This is a genomic window from Microbulbifer mixtoriginis (SeqCode) (genome assembly GCF_052467945.1).
Genome location: NZ_CP174328.1, coordinates 1987313 through 2006834 on the forward strand (window position 1 = coordinate 1987313; position 19522 = coordinate 2006834).

Consider the following 19522-nt stretch of genomic DNA (forward strand, 5'->3'; position numbering starts at 1 on the left):
TCATAAACATCTTTCTTCACAAAAATATTTCCAATCTACGGACTCTGATAATTTATAAAACTCATCGAGGTAATTGCTAATACAGTGGGTAACACCCAAAAAGTACAAAAAGTTGGAAACCCCCTTTGCAGTCTCCTCATCATTTTCCCAGAGCTCCATCAGCCCTCCAACATCCACATTTACTCTATCAAATATACGCCTATAACCTCTTCGTAAAGACTTGATATTTATATTTCGCTTTTCCCCTGACAAGTAAAACAATATTTTTCCTGCGAGAGATCTCCAGATAAACACCTCACGAAGCATACTTTTGGTTGCTACAAGATTCATTTTTGAATGGTCAATTCCATACAAAATCTTAACCTGATTAGCAATCAGCATAAGTAAATCTATTACCCTTCGCATTTGATCCCTCGACATACCTTTAATATTATTGACATCAATACCTTCTTTCCAGTAAAGGATCTTCTCATGCGAAATCACAACGATATTTAAATGATATAAAACATAAAGGCGATGAAATATTGAGCGTCTTGTTAAGGCCGGCAAATCGCCTTCAACCACTAAACGCGCAGCACTATCAAGGAGTCGATTCACATTTTTTTTGAAATTTCTTTCTGGATGAGAGGAAATCGGGATATTTCTAGATACCGCCAGTATGCAAAAAATAATCGCCAGCACAAATATATAATTTGTATAAACGACAAAACTATAAGTTTGATAATTATTAAAGTTGAAAATAATTTGCGGAAAGAGCAGAGCCAAGGTTCTTATCATTGACTGCGCACCAAACATTCGATTTGCAAAATAGGAAATAGTAAAAGTCCAGAAAAACACCATTAACCCTAACGAATAAAATCCTTGCAATTTTGGCATAACTAAAAAGTAAAGAGGTGCGGACATTAAGCATACGAGAATTGTATATATACAAGATTTAAATAAGTTAATTTGTGGGCTTACAGATGCTATGATTGCTATAATTGTAATTAAAAGTACAACAAGCAGCCCGCCTATCATATCTGGAACAAATAAATAAGCTAAATAAGATATCCAGATCCCCACTAGCACGCGAACCACATTAGCCAGCCTATCAGGATCAGGCATTAACAATCCAAACCAGTATTCTTCACGTTCACTTGAAGTACTCGAACTGGAAAATTCCAGGCTTTTTAGATCATTTACAGCATTAATTAGTGCCCGGGTTTCCACCTCCAAATCATTCAAAGAACGCCTTGTTACAGCTATTGCGGCAGTCTCTGGAGTTGACAGCTCCTTTTTTACTTTTTCAACGTCCCCCCTAACCACCCTCTCCCGAGCATCTCCAGCCACCTCATCTTCAGCAATGGCAAATCTAACTCTCTTAAATCGCCCTCTCATAACTTCCAAATAGTCATTCATATTCAAAAGAAACTTCATAATCCCCAAATCACTGGATAGGGCCAAACTCTCTTCTAATTTAAGTAATGACTGTGTTACCGCGGTTGTACGATAACCAAGCGCCTTCCAATGTCTACGGCACTCCCAGATTTCATAACTATCAGAACTGGCATCATTAATAGCTGTACGCAAACGTGTATCTGCCCTTAACAGTTCGACTCGCTTATCTCTAAGGACTTTAACTTTCTTTCGATCTTGAATTCTTAAAAAACATCTATCTGCAAAAGCACGATGCATATCTAGCAGGGAAACCGCTGCTTCATGCAGTTCTTCGCGGCTACAATTTGGCCAGATCAAAACAGCTACAAGCCCATATACAATAATACCCAGTAATGATTCTTGAATACGGAATATCCCTTCCTCATAAGAAAGGGATAAATCACCACCGGTCGCATCCCATAACATCAAAATAACGTAGCCACAGGTCATCCAAAAATACTGACGCTTTGACCTTTGCAAGATATAAACGCAGCCCGCAACCCATACCGATAGCGCAATCATAAAAAGCCATCGATCTTGAGGGAAAGATGCGACGATTATCCAGCCGCCTAGAAGTGCAAACAGAGTGCCCAGCATCCACAAAATGGCACGATTTAACGACTGCCCCAAGTTTGCCTGACTACACACAATAACGGCAAATGCACCCCAAAAAGGTTTTTCCCAATTGATACCCATTGCAATGGCATAAACAATTACCAAAGCCAGCGCAATTTTTATTGACTCTTTCGCATTGCGAGACAGGTACAATGTTATCTCCGAGTATTTTCACGATAAAGCGACAAGCTTTTGACACCCTAATGATTACAAGGCATGTAATTTTTAGGTTGGCAGGAGGAAGTATGGCATATAAGAAAGCAACTAAATCAGGGATACACTTATAGATACAGCACGCACAAAGCGTATTTTAAAGTGCCAATAAAGTATGAACGTCAGCGAAGATCACTGAAAACTTATACCCCAACATACGACATAAGTTATAAACGAAAAAATGAAGTTAGTATTTAAAAGCTCGTCTCACAGTCTATGATTTTCCGTCAGTCTCTTTTTATAGCCTGTAGTTTGGGCATAGGCAAAGAGATAATTTGTATAGGCTTTTTATCCCCTAAGGAAAATTGTATTATCAAATTTATTGAGCGGTATACCTTTCTTTAAGCGCTTAATAAAATCAGGATTGGTTAGAGAGGTACCCTAAAGCAATCAGCCCAGCATTTGCCTACTTAACATTTACTTCACTTGATTGCGCGCCATCGTGTCATAACCATACACTTTGAAAATTGAATACCTGCTAAGTCAAAGAATGGGGAGGTGGGCCATACTTTACTCCCTCTGTAAGCGGCCGAAATTAAATGATACAAACAGCTTGGACGACTGCCTCAGTGGCGCCAACAATCTATCAATTCGAGTATTTGCGGTGGCTAGTAAGGCGGCACTTTGTACAGCCAGAGTGACTAAATAGGAGGAGGTCACTATGACAACACTCCCCATCCTTTACTGTTCAACAGCAAAGCCATGTCACTTATCAGCTTCAGGCGCGGAATTCTATCGGAATATTAATTACTATCTACTGTTGGGCATGCTAAATGATACTCCACAGACCCAATAAAAAAGGCCCCTTGAGGGGCCTTTAAGAAACAATCCAGCTCAGAAATCAACCATTCAAAGCCTTAAACTCACGCCTGCGACGATGTAGAACCGGCTCAGTGTAGCCGTTTGGTTGTACACAACCTTCAAATACGAGCTCACAAGCGGCCTGGAAGGCAACACTTCTATCGAAATTTGGAGCCATATTGTTGTAATTGGCATCACCGGCATTTTGGCGGTCCACAACTGCAGCCATACGCTCCATGGTTTCGCGCACTTGCTTCTCGCTAACAATGTTATGCTTGAGCCAGTTGGCAATATGTTGTGAAGAAATTCGCAAGGTGGCGCGATCTTCCATCAGACCGACATCATTAATATCCGGCACCTTGGAGCAACCTACCCCCTGCTCAACCCAGCGCACCACATAGCCGAGAATGCCCTGAGCATTGTTATCCAACTCCAATTGAATCTCTTTAGTACTCCAATTAGTGTCTTTGGCCACCGGTACGGTGAGAATATCTTCCAGCTTGGCGTGATGGCGGTGCTGAATCTCTTCCTGTCGACGGTTCACATCGACCTTGTGGTAGTGCAGTGCATGTAAAGTTGCCGCCGTGGGCGATGGTACCCAAGCAGTATTCGCACCAGCCATTGGATGTGCGAGCTTGGCGTGCATCATCGCTGACATCTGATCTGGAATCGGCCACATACCTTTACCAATCTGCGCCCTACCCTTGAGACCGCTATTGAGACCCACATCCACATTCCACTCTTCGTAGGCGTTGATCCAAGTGGACTGCTTCATATCTCCCTTGCGAATCATGGGGCCGGCAAGCATAGAGGTATGAATTTCATCTCCTGTGCGATCCAGGAAGCCGGTGTTGATAAAGACCACGCGCTCTTTGGCTTCGGCGATGCAGGCTTTGAGGTTTACCGTGGTACGCCGCTCCTCATCCATAATACCCATTTTCACCGTGTGGCGCGGTAGGCCGAGGGCATCCTCAATACGATTAAACAACGTGTTGGCAAAAGCCACCTCTTCCGGGCCATGCATCTTCGGCTTTACGATGTAGATGCTTCCTTCACGAGAGTTCTTGATCTCGTTATTGCCGCGTAGATCATGTAGAGCGATCAGGCTGGTAATCATTCCGTCGAGAATACCTTCCGGAATTTCCTGGCCGTCACCATATAAAACAGCATCGTTGGTCATCAGGTGGCCAACATTGCGCACAAACATCAAACTGCGACCCGGCAGGGTTAGCTGATTACCATTCGGTGTAATATATTCACGGTCGACATTTAATTTGCGCTCAAAAGTCTTGCCGCCTTTATTGATGGTTTCCTTGAGGTCACCTCTCATCAGGCCGAGCCAGTTGCGGTAAACCACAACCTTGTCTTCCGCATCGACTGCCGCTACGGAGTCCTCACAGTCCATAATGGTGGTCAATGCAGATTCCATAAGGACGTCTTTAATACCCGCGTCATCGGTTTTACCGATAGGGCTTTCACGATCCACCTGAATTTCAAAGTGCAGTCCGTGCTGCTTGAGCAAAATACTCGAGGGTTCTTCGCTGTCACCGCGGTAACCGGCAAACTGAGTGCCGTCTTTCAAGGTGGCAATATCGCCATTGGCTTGGACAACTTCCAGCAGAGAGCCGTTAATACGATATTGCACGGCTTCTTTATGACTGCCGCAGGTTAATGGAGCAGACTGATCTAGGAAGCTGCGCGCATATTTAATCACTTTGGCTCCGCGCACTGGATTGTACTCACTGCCCTTTTCCGCTCCACCTTCTTCGCTGATCACATCAGTGCCATAGAGGGCATCGTAAAGGCTGCCCCAGCGGGCATTTGCGGCATTCAGTGCATAGCGGGCGTTCATCACCGGGACCACTAGCTGAGGACCGGCGAGAGTGGCGATCTCCTCATCCACATTCTCAGTGGAAGCACTGAACTCAGCGGGCTCATCCACCAAGTAGCCAATTTCTTTCAGAAAGGTCTGGTAGCCTTCCAGATCGAGGAAGCCCTGCGGATTTTCGGTGTACCAGCGATCCAGGGTTTCCTGTAATTCGTCGCGTTTTTCCAGCAGGGAGCGATTGACTGGCGCCAGGTCGCGGACAATCGCATCGAGTCCAGCCCAGAACTTATCGGCATCGACCCCGGTTCCTGGAATCACCTCCTCGCAGACCAGGTTGTAAAGCTCTGGTGCGATTTGTAGATCACCGATTTGGACTCGTTCCGTCATACCCTGGGCCTCTCACTGATTGTTGGAATTACGGCATTCTAAACAGCCATTTCAGCATACCGCTAATTTATAGACACAATTTCCACTATTCATAGATCAAATTTTTATGAAAATGGATGACGCATGATTCACTGCCAAGAGAACTGTATATTCACCCGCAGGGCGCATGATTCCTTACTAAGGGGTCACTCATAGAGCTCGACCAATATCCAGGATCAGGCGCCGTAACCAGCGGTGCGGTGCGCTCTGCTGTAAAAGTGGGCTCCAAGCCATTTTTAGCTCAAGAGGAGGGATATCCAACGGCGGATCCCTGCGCACGACTCTGGGATTGTCGCTGGCAAGCTGTGCCAGACGGGTGGGCACAGTGACAATCAGGTCACTCTGCTCGGCCAACAGCATAGCCACTTGGTAGTGGCGTGTGAAAACCGAGATATCCCGCTTTTCCCCCAATTTACCAATAGCCTCATCTACCCAGCCCAAGCGTTGCACATCCTCTGGGTTTACTCCTACCCCCACACCCATGCCGGTCTTGCTCACCCATATATGCTGAGCCTTTAAGTAACTCTGCAGATTGTAGTCTTCGAGAATTGGGTTATCCGCTCGCATCATGCAAGAGAAACTGTCGCGCCATACGGTGGCTTGGTGGAAGCTCTGGGGCATGCTATCGAAACGGTTAATTACCATATCCACCTTACCCTGCTCCACATCGACAAAGCTCACATCGCTGGGCGTCATGATATCCAGGCTGATTCCTGGAGCACCATCCCTCAGCTGCTTAAGCAGGGGCGGTATCAACGTGGATTCAGCATAGTCACTGGCCATAATGCGAAAGGTACGCCGGGTGTTGGCGGGATCAAAATCCCTATTGGGCTGAATCACACGGTCAATGCTGGATAGCGCCTCACGAACCATCGGCTGAAGTTCAAGGGCACGCTCTGTGGGCATCATGCCCTCTCGAGTGCGTACCAGCAGAGGGTCGTCAAAGAGTTCGCGCAGGCGTTTCAGGCCATTGCTCATTGCGGGTTGGGACAGCCCTAAATAGTTGGCCGCTCGTGTCACATTGCGCTCGCGCAGCAGCACATCCAGGTATACCAGCAGGTTCAGGTCAGCTCTTTCCAGTTGCATACAACATTTGCCAGATCGATAGTGAAAATAAAATCAATAAATTAGGCAAATTATGCCACTCCTCCTAAGATACTCAACACCTAATCGCAGTCACCGTTTTAAGGAAACACTGTCATGTCCACTTACACTCAAGACATCGACGCGGTAGCTAAGCTCCGTGACAGCAAAAGCGGCACTTGGGATGCTATCAATCCCGAATCTGTTGCCCGTATGCGCGCCCAGAACAAGTTCAAGAATGGCCTGGATATTGCCAAATACACCGCCAATATCATGCGCGCTGACATGGAGAACTACGACAAAGACAGCTCCAAGTACACCCAATCCCTGGGCTGCTGGCACGGTTTCATCGGCCAACAGAAGATGATTTCTATTAAGAAGCACTTCGAAGGCAATACTGACCGTCGCTACCTGTACCTGTCCGGCTGGATGGTCGCCGCTCTGCGCAGTGAATTCGGTCCTCTGCCCGACCAGTCTATGCACGAGAAAACCTCTGTTGCGCACCTGATCAACGAACTGTACACCTTCCTGCGTCAGGCCGATGCCCGCGAGCTGAACGACCTGTTCCGCGAGCTGGATGCCGCCCGCGAAGCCGGCAATAAAGAAGCCGAGAAAGCAGTTCAAGACAAGATCGACAACCACAAAACTCACGTTGTGCCGATCATTGCCGACATCGATGCCGGTTTTGGTAACGCAGAAGCCACTTACCTGATGGCCAAGCAGATGATCGAGGCGGGTGCTTGCTGTATCCAGATCGAGAACCAGGTTTCCGACGAGAAGCAGTGTGGTCACCAGGACGGTAAAGTCACCGTTCCTCACGAAGACTTCCTGGCCAAGATCCGCGCAGTTCGCTACGCATTCCTGGAGCTGGGCGTAGACAACGGTGTTATCGTTGCCCGTACCGACTCCCTGGGTGCCGGCCTGACCAAGCAGATCGCCGTGACCAAAGAGCCGGGTGACCTGGGCGACCAGTACAACGCTTTCCTGGACTGTGAAGAAATCGCAGCTTCTGATCTGGCCAATGGTGACGTTGTAATCAACCGCGAAGGTAAGCTGCTGCGTCCTAAGCGCCTGGCTTCCAACCTGTTCCAGTTCCGCAAAGGCACCGGTGAAGCCCGCTGCATCCTGGACAGCATCACCTCTCTGCAGAACGGCGCCGATCTGATTTGGATCGAAACCGAGAAGCCCCACGTTCGCCAGATCGGCGGTATGATGGACGAAATTCGCAAAGTTGTTCCCGATGCGAAGCTGGTTTACAACAACAGCCCATCCTTCAACTGGACCCTGAACTTCCGCCAGCAGGTATTCGATGCATGGTCTGAAGAAGGCAAAGACGTATCCGCTTACGACCGCGCCAACCTGATGAGCGCCGAGTATGACGACTCCGAGCTTTCTGCAGCTGCAGATGAGAAGATCCGTACCTTCCAGGCCGACGCTGCCCGTGAAGCCGGTATCTTCCACCACCTGATCACCCTGCCGACTTACCACACTGCGGCCCTGTCTACCGACAACCTGGCCAAAGAGTACTTCGGTGAGCAAGGCATGCTGGGCTACGTAAAAGGCGTTCAGCGTAAAGAAATCCGTCAGGGTATCGCCTGCGTTAAGCACCAGAATATGGCCGGTTCCGACATCGGTGACGACCACAAAGAGTATTTTGCTGGTGAAGCGGCACTGAAAGCTTCTGGTAAAGACAACACCATGAACCAGTTCAGCTAAGACGCTCTTATACCTTTCAGGTAGATTCAAGGCGGCGCAAGCCGCCTTTTTCTTCAGGGATTCTCTCCTGTTCAAATTGATCAGGACAATGATTCCGCCGAAGAAGAACAGTTATGCAAACTGCGCTTTTATCTCTGCATTTTGAACTTGGGCCGCAATCGCGGCCCTTTTTTTGCTCCCAATCTTATTGCCTTTTCTCAAAGACTTTTGCGCCATATTAGCTAGCCTTAGGGTATACACGCTAAGGTGCGCACCGCCTATGTCTGGCCCAAGACTTGTACTGACCATCAACTGCGGCAGCTCTTCTTTAAAGTTCACCATCATTAACCCAGAAACTGGTGAGGAGCGCTTAAAAGGCCAAGCCGATGCCCTGGGATCATCCTCAGCAGCACTCTCTTGGCAGCACGATGAAAAAGAAGGAACACAGAAGCTCTCCCCTGGGGATGACTACGAAGGTGTTATCGGAGCGTTGGTAAAGCGATTCGACGGCCCCTGGTCAGCGTTGCGCGAGCAGCTTCGGGCAATCGGGCATCGGGTGGTCCATGGTGGCGAACAGTTCGCAGATTCCACGCTGATCAATGACAGCGTGGTATCAGCTATCAGAGCCTGCTGTGAACTGGCGCCACTACACAACCCTGCAGCCCTGCAAGGTATACAGGCCTCACTGCTCGCTTTCCCAGAGTTGCCGCAGGTGGCGGTCTTCGATACCGCCTTCCACCAGAGTTTGCCGGATTACGCCTACCTCTATGCACTGCCCTACAGTTTGTATCGGGATCACCAACTGCGCCGCTACGGTATGCATGGCAGCAGTCATCGCTATATCGGTGAGCGCAGCGCCGAAATATTGAAAACACCCACAGACAAAATCAATGTGATCTCCGCTCACCTCGGAAATGGCGCTTCCCTGTGCGCCATTAAAAACGGAAAGAGCGTGGATACCAGTATGGGTCTGACTCCTCTTGAAGGGCTGGTAATGGGCAGTCGCTGTGGGGACCTAGACCCTGGTTTATTACTTCATTTGGGGGAGGCACTGGACTATTCCCTAGCGGAACTCGAACAGTTATTGAATCGCAACAGCGGCCTGCTGGGGATATCCGAGCTAAGCAATGACTGTCGTGAACTGGAAGAAGCTATGGGCAAAGGCCATGCCGGTGCTAGCTTGGCATTGAAGCTATTTTGTTATCGGCTGGCCAAATATATCGCAGCCTACACAGTGCCACTAAAGCGCGTTGATTCGCTAGTATTCACCGGGGGTATTGGCGAAAACTCATCTTGGGTGCGGCGAGAAACGATAGGTTGGCTCAGCCAGCTCGGCTACCAGCTGGACAATAAGCGCAATGAAGACATTCGCTTCGGTTCTGAAGGGCAGATATCGAAAGACGGAACACTGGATATCCTTGTGATACCCACCCGTGAAGATTGGGTTATTGCTCGAGATACCATCCGCTTAGCGAACAGGGCGCTATAAACATGCCCCACAACGCGCGCGCCCTAATGCTGATTCCACTGGATGTGGGTGTGGGTATTACGTCGGTAAGCCTGGGCTTAATACGAGCACTTGAACGCAACCGCGTAGAAACCCAGTTTTTCAAACCTGTCAGCGAAGCACCTTCGCGCGACGGCGCCATCGAGAGAACCACAGAGATATTGCGGCAGACTACCAAGCTGGACATTCCCCGTTCAATCAGCGCACAAGAAGCTGAAACTATGATCTCCGCAGGTGGAACCACGGAGCTACTGGAGAAAATTTTGGCCCGCTACCGCAGCAGCGTTCAAACTGCGGATGTAATAGTCGTGGAGGGACTTTTACCCGGAAGGCAGAATCAATTTTCTGACCAATTGAACTGCCAGATGGCAAAAACCCTGGATGCGGAAGTGGTGTTGGTTGCCAGCCTGCACACAGGTGATATTCGCCAGCTTACAGAGCGTCTGCAGTATGCGATGCAACCGTTTGGTGAGGGCCCATCCAACCCGGTGGTAGGCTGCATTATCAATAAGCTGGATGCCCCTCCCCGCATAACCGACCCACCTGGTGGCCACTTTATCTCGGTGGGCGCTCAACAGGAGCCCTGTACCAAAGCTGTCAACCGAAAGGATCTGTATCGTAAAATTCCTCTACGCATCGTTGGCGCCATCCCCTGGAATGCGCAGCTGCTGGCCCCCCGGGCGCTGGATCTGGCCCGGCATTTCAATGCACAACTGATCAATCGCGGAGAACTAGAGAGCCGCCGTTTGCGCAGCGTAACCTTCTGCTCGCGATCCCTAGCCAATATGCTGCATCGCTTTAATTCAGGTGCCCTACTGGTCACTTCAGCTGACAGGCCCGATGTTATGGTAGGAGCCTGTCTGGCAGCAATGAACGGTGTAAAAATTGGCTGCTTGCTGCTGACCGGGGGCTACCGACTGGATCGCGGGGTACACAAACTTTGCACACCGGCAATGGAGACTGGACTGCCGGTAATGTTAGTTAGCTCCAACACCTGGCATACCGTGATGGAGTTACAAACCTTCAACCTGCGCACCCCCGCAGATGACCGCGAGCGAGTAAACCGGGTACAGGATTTTTTTGCCAGCCACTTGGATAAAAACTGGGTGCAATCCTTAAGTCAGGTTTCCCAACGACCGCGGCGGATGTCACCCCCAGCATTTCGCTACCACCTAACAGAAATGGCCCGCCGGGTGCTAAAACGCATTGTGCTTCCAGAGGGGGAAGAACCCCGCACTATACGCGCAGCTCTGGCCTGTGCAGAACGGGGAATTGCACAACCGATACTGCTGGGGAGACCGGGATCTATCCAGCGAATCGCTGAGCAACAGGGCCTCAGGCTCAGTAAAAAAGTAGAAATCATCAAGCCCGAAGATGTCAGGGAAGATTATGTAGAGCCCATGGTAGCTCTTCGTAAAAATAAAGGCCTCACTCAGGTGGTCGCGAAAGAACAGCTACAGGACAATGTCGTTTTGGGCACTATGATGCTGGCCCTAGACCAAGTGGATGGCCTGGTTTCAGGCGCTATCCACACTACCGCTAATACCATCCGCCCCGCCCTGCAATTGATCAAGAGCGCTCCAGGTGAAGAGCTTGTCTCCTCAATTTTCTTTATGCTTCTACCCGAGCAGGTACTGGTATACGGAGACTGCGCCATCAACCCAGACCCCAACGCCAACCAATTGGCTGCGATCGCCATCCAGTCGGCAGACTCCGCAGCGGCTTTTGGGATAGAACCCCGAGTAGCAATGATCAGTTATTCCACCGGCACCTCAGGAACCGGCTTAGACGTAGATAAAGTGCGTGAAGCCACACAAATCGCCAAGCAGAGAAGGCCCAAGCTGATTATTGATGGACCACTACAATACGATGCGGCGCTGATAAAAAATGTGGCTGAGCAGAAAGCGCCACAGAGCCCAGTCGCGGGCCGCGCCACCGTATTTATTTTCCCTGATTTAAACACCGGCAACACCACATATAAAGCAGTACAACGCAGTGCGGACTTAGTCAGCATTGGGCCTATGTTGCAGGGGCTGCGCAAACCGGTGAATGATCTTTCCCGCGGTGCCCTGGTGGACGATATTGTCTACACCATTGCACTTACCGCAATTCAGGCCCAACAACATCAACCACATATAACTAAAAAATAACTGGCCTCTATCCACAGAGGGGACGGCGAAGGTCAATATATTCATGCAGCGCGGCGGCAATAACATAGGCCTCCAGACGGTGCTCATAGGTATCCGAATGGTCGCAACCCATCCGCTCCAGACAACGTTGGATAAACGCGAATTTATCAGATTTGTCCCGCCACACTCTGCGCCCCTTGATCACCGTTATTAGCATTTTCCACCAGCTGCGGTCAGCCGCTCTCAACTGTTGAAGTGCGACAGCCAGCCATCCCTCTTCATCGGTAAAGTCCGTGCCCAGCGGATAGTAAGGCAACATGGCGAGGGACTTTTCATCGGAAAAGACCTCGGCAATATGCTCCGGGGTATTTCGATTAAACGCTGCCGGAATAGTGAAGTCCTTTTCGATTTTGCCTGCATATTTGGCCTGTTCCAGCAACACTGCCTGAAATCGTGTATCGCAAATACTGAGCATGGAAACCATCACGTCCCGGTCTGTTTTACCCCGCAGGTCCACCGCGCCGTATTCAGTTACCACAATATCCCGCAAGTGCCGAGGTATAGTGGTGTGGGGGTATTCCCAGACAATATTACTTTCACAAATTCCGTCGCGAACGCGTATGCTCGGCAGGGCAATAATGGAGCGGGCCCCAGGCAGTGCAAAGGCCTGGGCAACAAAATTGTATTGCCCTCCAACACCACTAACTACCTGATTATCCATTAAAGCATCGGAAATAACGGCTCCGCCCAATGTCACCATCATGGCTGAATTTACAAAACGTGCGTGTTTGCGCTGGACTTGCTTCAGCATTTGTTGGCCGCGCAGATCGTTGGTGAAATCGATAGAAGTCATATCGATACCGGCCCGCTCAATGGGGGCTAGATCCCGTAACTCTCGATACATCACCTCAGGGCCAAGGTAAAAACCACCGTGCAACCAGATACCGCCTTTAAGTTTGTTGTTCAAACAACTGCCTATCAATCGTCGACGGCCGTGCTCACTGTGTAGGTCACACTCCTCCTCTTCGCCATCGGGTGTTAACAACTTGTGGCCGCGCCAACTGTAACTTGGATCCACAATACCAAAACGCTGCAAAAACGCCGTATCATCAGGGGTTAACGGGCAGTGGATACGCCCTCTCTTTTTCAGAGCGAGCAGAGTCTCTTCGTTCACTGTATGGGTGATCGCATCCGAGTCCAGCAACTCCTGCAGTGCCGCATCAGCAAACACTTCACGGATTAAAACCCCCGCCTTACGCAGATGTAAAAAGCCATGGGGAACCATTTCACTGGCACCATATAGTCCCTGTTGAAAGGGCGTCTTTTGTAGGGGGAGGTTTTTTCGGTATGCGGATGACTCTGAATCGGCTAACTTATCCAGCAGGCGAGTGAAGAGCGGATTCTCTTTGTGACGCAAGCGCAAGGCATGACACACCGCATCGCCGAGCGCCCCGATACCCACTTGTAAAGTACCACCATCAGCGATCAGGCTGGCAATATGAAAACCGATAGCATATTCGGTAAAACTCACCGGCATTGCAGGAGCGGCAAACAATGGAGTATTGAACTGGTTACCTTCTAACAAAAAATCGAAAGCGCCTTCCGCAAGCTCACTACTGCCCGGCATATAAGGTAATTGATGATTTACCTCTCCCAGTAAAAAAAGCGATTGCCCTTTGCGATCGGAGGCCAGCTTTAAAAGTGGCAGGGTCAGATCCGGATTACAGCTCAAACTGTATTTGCCACCCGCCGGTGAGGGGGACACCATTTGCGCGATCACATTGATCCCATTGCGCAAGAGATCTTCGGGCACCTCGGTATAATTAGTGCTGACATAATGTTGCTGAGCATAGCGATTACCCAGCAAAGCACCGGGCTCCATAAAAAACTCTATCACCTCAATATTATTGGGAAGCTGCCCTTGTCTCCTTGCCGTCACATAACCAAGATCCTGGTAGTGACTGTAAAGGCGATCCAGTAAAGGCTGTACAAAACGGCGCGTGATATCACTGTCCCCCCTGGGTCGCTCAAGGGTCAGGGCGGTATAAATGGTCAGAGAAATAGAAGGGTCTGCAGCGGCACGCGCGTAAAGGGCATTGGCAAAGTGATTGGCTTTTCCCAATCCGAGGGGTAACCCCAGCACAATCTTTTTACCGACCCTGCGTAACAGAGCATCGATACACTCCTCGGCGCCGGTAAACCGCTGGGGAACATTATCAGGAGAAACTTCCATGGAAATCAGGCTTTTCTCACAAGGCTATTGGATTTTTCCCACCACCCTGGCCAAATGATCAAAGTGGTCGACCTGGATAGCCTTATCCACTGCATCAGCTGCGTCACGAAGAGCATCCGCTTCTTCATCACTAATGAGATTACGTTGCAGCCCCTCTTCCACCGACTCGCGACTTAGGGTGCGAATACCCCCCTTTTTTAACTTCTCTCGTGCACGCTCAGAGGCACATACCTTGTTGAAGGCCTGCTCGACAATTTCAACTCCATCGCCAGGATTGCCAAGGAAAACACCACGGGTCAAACGGTCTCGGGTTTTGGAGGGACTCAACAGCAACTCGGCACATGCTCGCGCCTGTCGATCTGAAGCAGTATGGATACTATGCCCCCAGGGCATAGTCAGAAAATGCATCAACTGTCCAAAAAATGGGCGCGGGAAATTCTGAAAAACTTCCAACAACTGAACTTCGATTTTATGCAAACCATCGCGCATGGCGAATTCCAGCAACGGTAAATCATCTTTGGGATTGCCATCATCATAGAAACGCTTGAGAGTACAGCTCAACAGATAAAGCTGGCTGAGCACATCGCCGAGCCGGGAGGATATCAGCTCTTTTCTTTTTAACTCACCGCCCAAGGTGATCAGCGAGACCTCTGTCACCAGTGTCAGCACAGCCGAGTAGCGATTGATCTGACGAAAATACTTGGCCGCGCCTCCAACATTACGAGGGCTGCTGGCAAAGAGCCCCACGGTCCAACCATGAAATACTCCTCGCAATAGCGTCTTGAATTGGAACCACATATGCTTGGGGAGTAAGTGATCCAGTTGCTCCAGCCCCTCCTCTTCATCGGGATTTTCAGCAGCGAGCATTTCATCAAGTATGTAAGGGTGGCAGCGAATAGCACCCTGACCAAAGATCATTAAGCTGCGGGTCAATAAATTGGCCCCTTCTACCGTTATCGCCACGGGTACCGCACGATAGGCATTACCCAGGTAATTTAGTGGGCCATCCATGATGGCTTTACCGGCATGAATATCCATGGCGTCATCAATAGCCTGGCGCAGCCCCCCTGTTGCATTGGCTTTCATAATTGCGGTGATTACCGCCGGCTTAAGTCCATCATCCAATGCCCTGGTGGTTGTCTTATGGGCGCTATCTAGCACGAAAGCGATAGCGGCGATCTCCGCCAGCCGACTTTGCACCCCTTCAAAACGCCCTACAGGAATATTGAATTGCTCGCGGATACGCGCATAGGCACCAGTGGTCCTCGCCGCCATTTTGGCACCGCCCGTAGAGAGCGAGGGAAGCGAGATGCCACGCCCGGCAGCCAAGGCGCTCATCAACATTTCCCAGCCTTTGCCGACATTCTCCTGACCTCCAATAATCCACTCCATAGGGATAAAGACATCTTTTCCCCAGTTGGGACCATTTTGGAAGGCCTGCATCGCCGGGAGATGGCGTTGACCAATAGTCACGCCTTCTGTATCAGTAGGAACCAGTGCCACGGTAATTCCCAGCTCCTCTTTATCGCCGAGAATATGCTCCGGGTCGTACAACTTAAAGGCGAGCCCCAAGACCGTGGCAATAGGCCCCAGGGTGATATACCGCTTGTGCCAGTTGACACGCATCCCCAGGACCTTTTCCCCCTGATGATTACCGTAACAGACCTCTCCGCGGTCAATCATGGATGCCGCATCGGAGCCCGCCTGGGGGCTGGTGAGGCCGAAACAGGGAATATCCGTGCCATCGGCAAGCCGGGGTAGATAATAGTCTTTTTGCTCCTGGGTGCCATGAGCGAGCAGCAATTCTCCCGGCCCGAGGGAATTGGGCACCATCACAGTGACGCCGACGGTGTTACTCCGCGTAGAAATTTTGGTGACTATTTCTGCATGCGCAGTAGGGGAAAAGCCGAGACCACCATATTTTTTGGGAATGATGATGCCGAAGAAACGATTTTTACGCAGAAACTCCCAAACATGCTCTGGGATATCGTGATCGACAAAACTGATCTGCCAATCATTGATCATTTTACAGAGCTCTTCGGCAGGCCCATCGAGAAAAGCCTGTTCCTCCTCATTCAGCTCTGGCGGTCCCATATCGAGTAGTTGCTTCCAGTCCGGTTTACCGGAGAGTAGCTGAGCATCCCACCAAACCTCTCCGGCCTCCATTGCCTCCCGTTCCGTTTGAGATATTGGCGGTAAAATCCTCTTTATGATATTCAATAGGGGTTTGGTAAAGAATTTCTTGCGCAACTCGCTCATTTTTACCTTCCGCAGTATCCCTAGCGGTGCACTACCCCGCCAATTACCACTAGCCATGGTGCTATTTCAAAAAATAATGATAGGCAACGAATGCGGTTGAAGAGTTTCAGTAAGATCCCTTCCCAAATTGAAAACTCACAAGTATTCACTCAGTACTCCTGACACAACATTTTGTGCGGGGAGAGCCCCCTAGTAACTAGACGCCCAAGAGAACCTGAAATTTATACATCAATAAGATGTATGAAACGCCAGTTGTCGCGATATTCCTGGGAAATACTACCTATATTTAGAGAGATGGAATGGACGCCGCAAATGAAGCTCTGGATCAGTTGATAGAAAGCATTGAATTAGGATGCTCGTATGAAGCAGACTCTTGTGAACTCGCTTGCCGGTGTCGGACTTTTAACCCCCAGCCTGCTCTTCGCCAATCTGGTGGGTGAAGGCCCCCGGCTGGCCCCGGAAGACAGAATTACCCAGGGACAAATTGTTGAAGGTGAACTGAGCCTGGATGAAATTCGCCAGGCCGGGATGCTCATTTTCAGCACCCCCTTTAATCGCTACGATGGCTACGGGGATGGTGCACACGATGAATCCCAGCCTGATAACCACTCCGCGGATGGCGGGAACCGACCGACATTACAGGGCAATGGTACCTTCCTGCGAGTCAATGGACTCGACTCCCAGAACTGCCTGGAATGTCACAGTATCGTCAGCAATAGAACTGTGCCGGCCACCATGGGTATTGGCGGCGGTGGCGGTTTTAGTACCAGCGCAATGCTGCGTCCGGTAAATATTGATGTCATTGACGAAAGTTTCGATGGGACTGCGGAATACGATGGCCGCCTAATCAACCCCCTATTCTTATTTGGTTCTGGAGGGATTGAACTAGTCGCCAGAGAAATGACCGCTGACCTTCAGCGCCTCAAACAATACGCCTTAGACAACCCTGGAACTGTTGTCAGTCTGGATACTAAATCCGTTAATTTTGGCAGTATTTTTGTCGATGAAGATGGCAACCTGGACACCAGCAATGTGGAAGGCGTCGATGCAGACCTTGTGGTACGCCCGTTTGGCAGGAAAGGGGATAATGCCTCAGCCCGCGAATTCTCCTTGAACGCCCTTTCTTTTCACATGGGGATGCAGGCAACAGAAAAGTTTGGCGGGGCAGAAGCCGACGAAGACAATGACGGCGTGACCAACGAAATATCTGTCGGTGATCTATCCGCGATCAGTATTTTCATTGCCACCCTGGACCGCCCCTTCCAAATAGAATCCGGCAAAAATAACCGGGGTCGCAAATTGTTCCACGAGGTAGGTTGTGCCGACTGCCATCGTCCCGTAATGACTACTGAGCGGAGGACCTTGCCCTTTAAGCTAACGGGCTCCCCGGAGGCCCCATTTGAAGATACTTTCTATCACGTGGATCTAAGTAAGCCCCCCACAGTTTTTAAATCCATTTTTGGAGCGGGAATTGAGGTCGAAATGTTCTCTGATCTCAAGCGCTATGACATGGGCATAGCACTAGCTGAAACCGCCTTTTTCCAGGATGAGGTGCAAAACAGGGAATTTATCACCGCACGCCTTTGGGGAGTTGCTGACACAGCGCCCTATATGCACGATGGGCGCGCACTCACCTTGGTAGAAGCCATCTTGTTACACGATAATCCTGGAAGTGATGCCGGCTACGCCGCAGAAAACTTCCAAAATCTGAGTGACGAAGAGAAGAATAAGATCCTTTATTTTCTGATGTCTCTGCGCATGCCCAAGGATCCAGTTTCAGATTTACACAATCGATAGGCAGCTCTTCATGAACGATGTCCGCGGCAACAAAGTTGCCAGCGGGCATTTTTATTTACAAGCTTTTGTGAAAGCTGTGTAATTGAAAAGTGGGGTTCACACTAGTGCTTCTTGCGCAACAATGATTCCGTTGTTATCCCCATACAGATATTCTCCAGGTCGAAAAGTCACCCCTCCAAAAGTCACTGCCAGATCCCGCTCGCCAATACCTTTTTTCTCCGTTTTCATTGGGTGTGTACCCAGGGCCTGAACGCCTAAATCTAGCGCCCCAATCTGGTCAACATCGCGGATGCAGCCATACATCACTATGCCTTCCCAGCCATTGGCTACCGCTTTATCGGCGAGCATATCGCCAAGACAAGCGCGACGCATTGAACCACCCGCATCGACTACCAGAACCTTTCCTTTTCCCGGTTCCGCCACTAACTCCCGCACCAGCGAGTTATCCTCAAAACACTTAATAGTTACGATTTGACCGCCAAAGCTCTCACGGCCTCCGTAATTAACAAACATCGGCTCAACCACTTGCACTGCATCACCGTGGTCATCACACAAATCGGGGGTAGAAATTGGCATATGTCCTCTCGCAATCATTCCGTAAAAAATGATGATAGCGATAGTGTCACTCTGGTGGCAGGCTGACAAATAAATACCGGGTATCATCCCTATAGATAATACCCGGCCAAGGCTTCGCTGCTACAAAATCGTTTTCAGGTTTTAGTGCGTAACACGCACCGGAGTACCTACACGTACATGGCGATAAAACTTTCTAGCCATGTGCGGAGGCATACGCACACAACCATGCGAGGCAGGGTGTCTGGGCACATGGCCAGAAGCATGCAGACCGATCCCGCCGTTGAAGCGAATATAGTTATTCATTTTTGCACCACGATACACAGTACCGGCGGGGCGGCGATGTTTACGAGTATTTACATTGGACCTCACCACCCGTCCTGTGCGCCTATCTACATAACTTCCGTAGATCGAAGAGCGATGATGCGGGTGCTTGGACAATACACGGAAGTGCCCTGGCCGCGTACTGTAACCCCGCTTACCGGAGGAAATTCTGGATACCCCGACCAACTTGCCGCCTTTGTAGAGGTAAGCGCGCTGTTCACTCAAGTCAATTCTGATTGAGGCGCCTCCTCCCCTAGCCGCAGCGCGATCATCAAACCAGTTACCACCGCGGGGCTTTGCCATTGCAGGGGGAACGGCGATTAGTGCCAAGAGACACAACATCAGAAAAATATGCAATATTGGGATCTGTAACTGTCTGCTCGTATGCATAGCTCACCTCAACAACTTTCTCTGCTCTGCCAAAGTGGGCGGAAAGGAAAACAGCCCAACCGATACCACTCAAACTTCTACACCGGAGGATTTACCCCTGCAGGTGAATCAGCACCAAAGCAAATTGCGCTCAGTTTTTCTATCCACGCGCTGCCTCAGGACTCTTCCGATTCTATTGAGGCTGGAGGCAAGCTTTAGAATGAATTCTTATCTCTGAAGGCAAGCCATAGAGT

General features: G+C 49.9%; 11 protein-coding genes. 4 read left to right on the top strand and 7 right to left on the bottom strand.

Annotated elements, in window-relative coordinates:
- From ACJJIJ_RS08645 to ACJJIJ_RS08655, 3 genes are all read right to left on the bottom strand, one after another.
- A complete protein-coding gene (locus ACJJIJ_RS08645) occupies window positions 1–2184 on the bottom strand; it encodes an FUSC family protein (protein WP_444939303.1) in 2184 nt (727 codons plus the stop codon).
- Between the two features lie 901 nt (window positions 2185–3085).
- The gene (locus tag ACJJIJ_RS08650) at window positions 3086–5260 is read right to left on the bottom strand and encodes a malate synthase G (RefSeq protein WP_444939304.1); all 2175 of its coding nucleotides are present in this window, start codon (window positions 5258–5260) and stop codon (window positions 3086–3088) included.
- A gap of 189 nt (window positions 5261–5449) precedes the next feature.
- Window positions 5450–6385 (bottom strand): LysR family transcriptional regulator, encoded by a 936-nt coding sequence (locus ACJJIJ_RS08655; protein ID WP_252081803.1) that lies wholly within the window; start codon window positions 6383–6385, stop codon window positions 5450–5452.
- 114 nt (window positions 6386–6499) lie between these two features.
- Between ACJJIJ_RS08655 and ACJJIJ_RS08660 the strand changes: the two genes are divergently transcribed.
- The 3 genes from ACJJIJ_RS08660 to pta all read left to right on the top strand — a co-directional run bounded on the left by ACJJIJ_RS08660 (window position 6500) and on the right by pta (window position 11734).
- Entirely contained in the window at window positions 6500–8098 is a 1599-nt protein-coding gene (locus ACJJIJ_RS08660; RefSeq protein WP_252081804.1) for an isocitrate lyase, read from the top strand.
- 259 nt (window positions 8099–8357) lie between these two features.
- A complete protein-coding gene (locus ACJJIJ_RS08665; RefSeq protein ID WP_444939305.1) occupies window positions 8358–9566 on the top strand; it encodes an acetate kinase in 1209 nt (402 codons plus the stop codon).
- A 2-nt stretch (window positions 9567–9568) separates the two neighbouring features.
- Window positions 9569–11734: a phosphate acetyltransferase gene (gene pta, locus ACJJIJ_RS08670; protein ID WP_444939306.1), complete on the top strand. Its 2166-nt coding sequence runs from the start codon at window positions 9569–9571 to the stop codon at window positions 11732–11734.
- Window positions 11735–11741: 7 nt separating this feature from the next.
- Here the strand turns inward: pta and ACJJIJ_RS08675 are convergent, their stop codons facing one another.
- A complete protein-coding gene (locus ACJJIJ_RS08675; RefSeq protein WP_444939307.1) occupies window positions 11742–13946 on the bottom strand; it encodes an acetyl-CoA hydrolase/transferase C-terminal domain-containing protein in 2205 nt (734 codons plus the stop codon).
- A 24-nt stretch (window positions 13947–13970) separates the two neighbouring features.
- Window positions 13971–16205, bottom strand: a complete 2235-nt coding sequence (locus tag ACJJIJ_RS08680) for an acyl-CoA dehydrogenase (protein ID WP_444939308.1) — start codon at window positions 16203–16205, stop codon at window positions 13971–13973.
- A 360-nt stretch (window positions 16206–16565) separates the two neighbouring features.
- Here ACJJIJ_RS08680 and ACJJIJ_RS08685 point away from each other — a divergent pair, with 360 nt between their 5' ends.
- The gene (locus ACJJIJ_RS08685; RefSeq protein WP_444939309.1) at window positions 16566–18002 is read left to right on the top strand and encodes a di-heme oxidoredictase family protein; all 1437 of its coding nucleotides are present in this window, start codon (window positions 16566–16568) and stop codon (window positions 18000–18002) included.
- Between the two features lie 96 nt (window positions 18003–18098).
- Here ACJJIJ_RS08685 and rraA read toward each other — a convergent pair whose 3' ends face one another.
- Together rraA and ACJJIJ_RS08695 are read right to left on the bottom strand one after the other, a co-directional pair.
- Complete coding sequence (gene rraA / locus ACJJIJ_RS08690; RefSeq protein WP_444939310.1) at window positions 18099–18578, bottom strand: ribonuclease E activity regulator RraA; 480 nt, start codon at window positions 18576–18578, stop codon at window positions 18099–18101.
- Window positions 18579–18719: 141 nt separating this feature from the next.
- The gene (locus ACJJIJ_RS08695) at window positions 18720–19289 is read right to left on the bottom strand and encodes a L,D-transpeptidase (protein WP_252081811.1); all 570 of its coding nucleotides are present in this window, start codon (window positions 19287–19289) and stop codon (window positions 18720–18722) included.
- Between the last annotated feature and the right edge of the window lie 233 nt (window positions 19290–19522).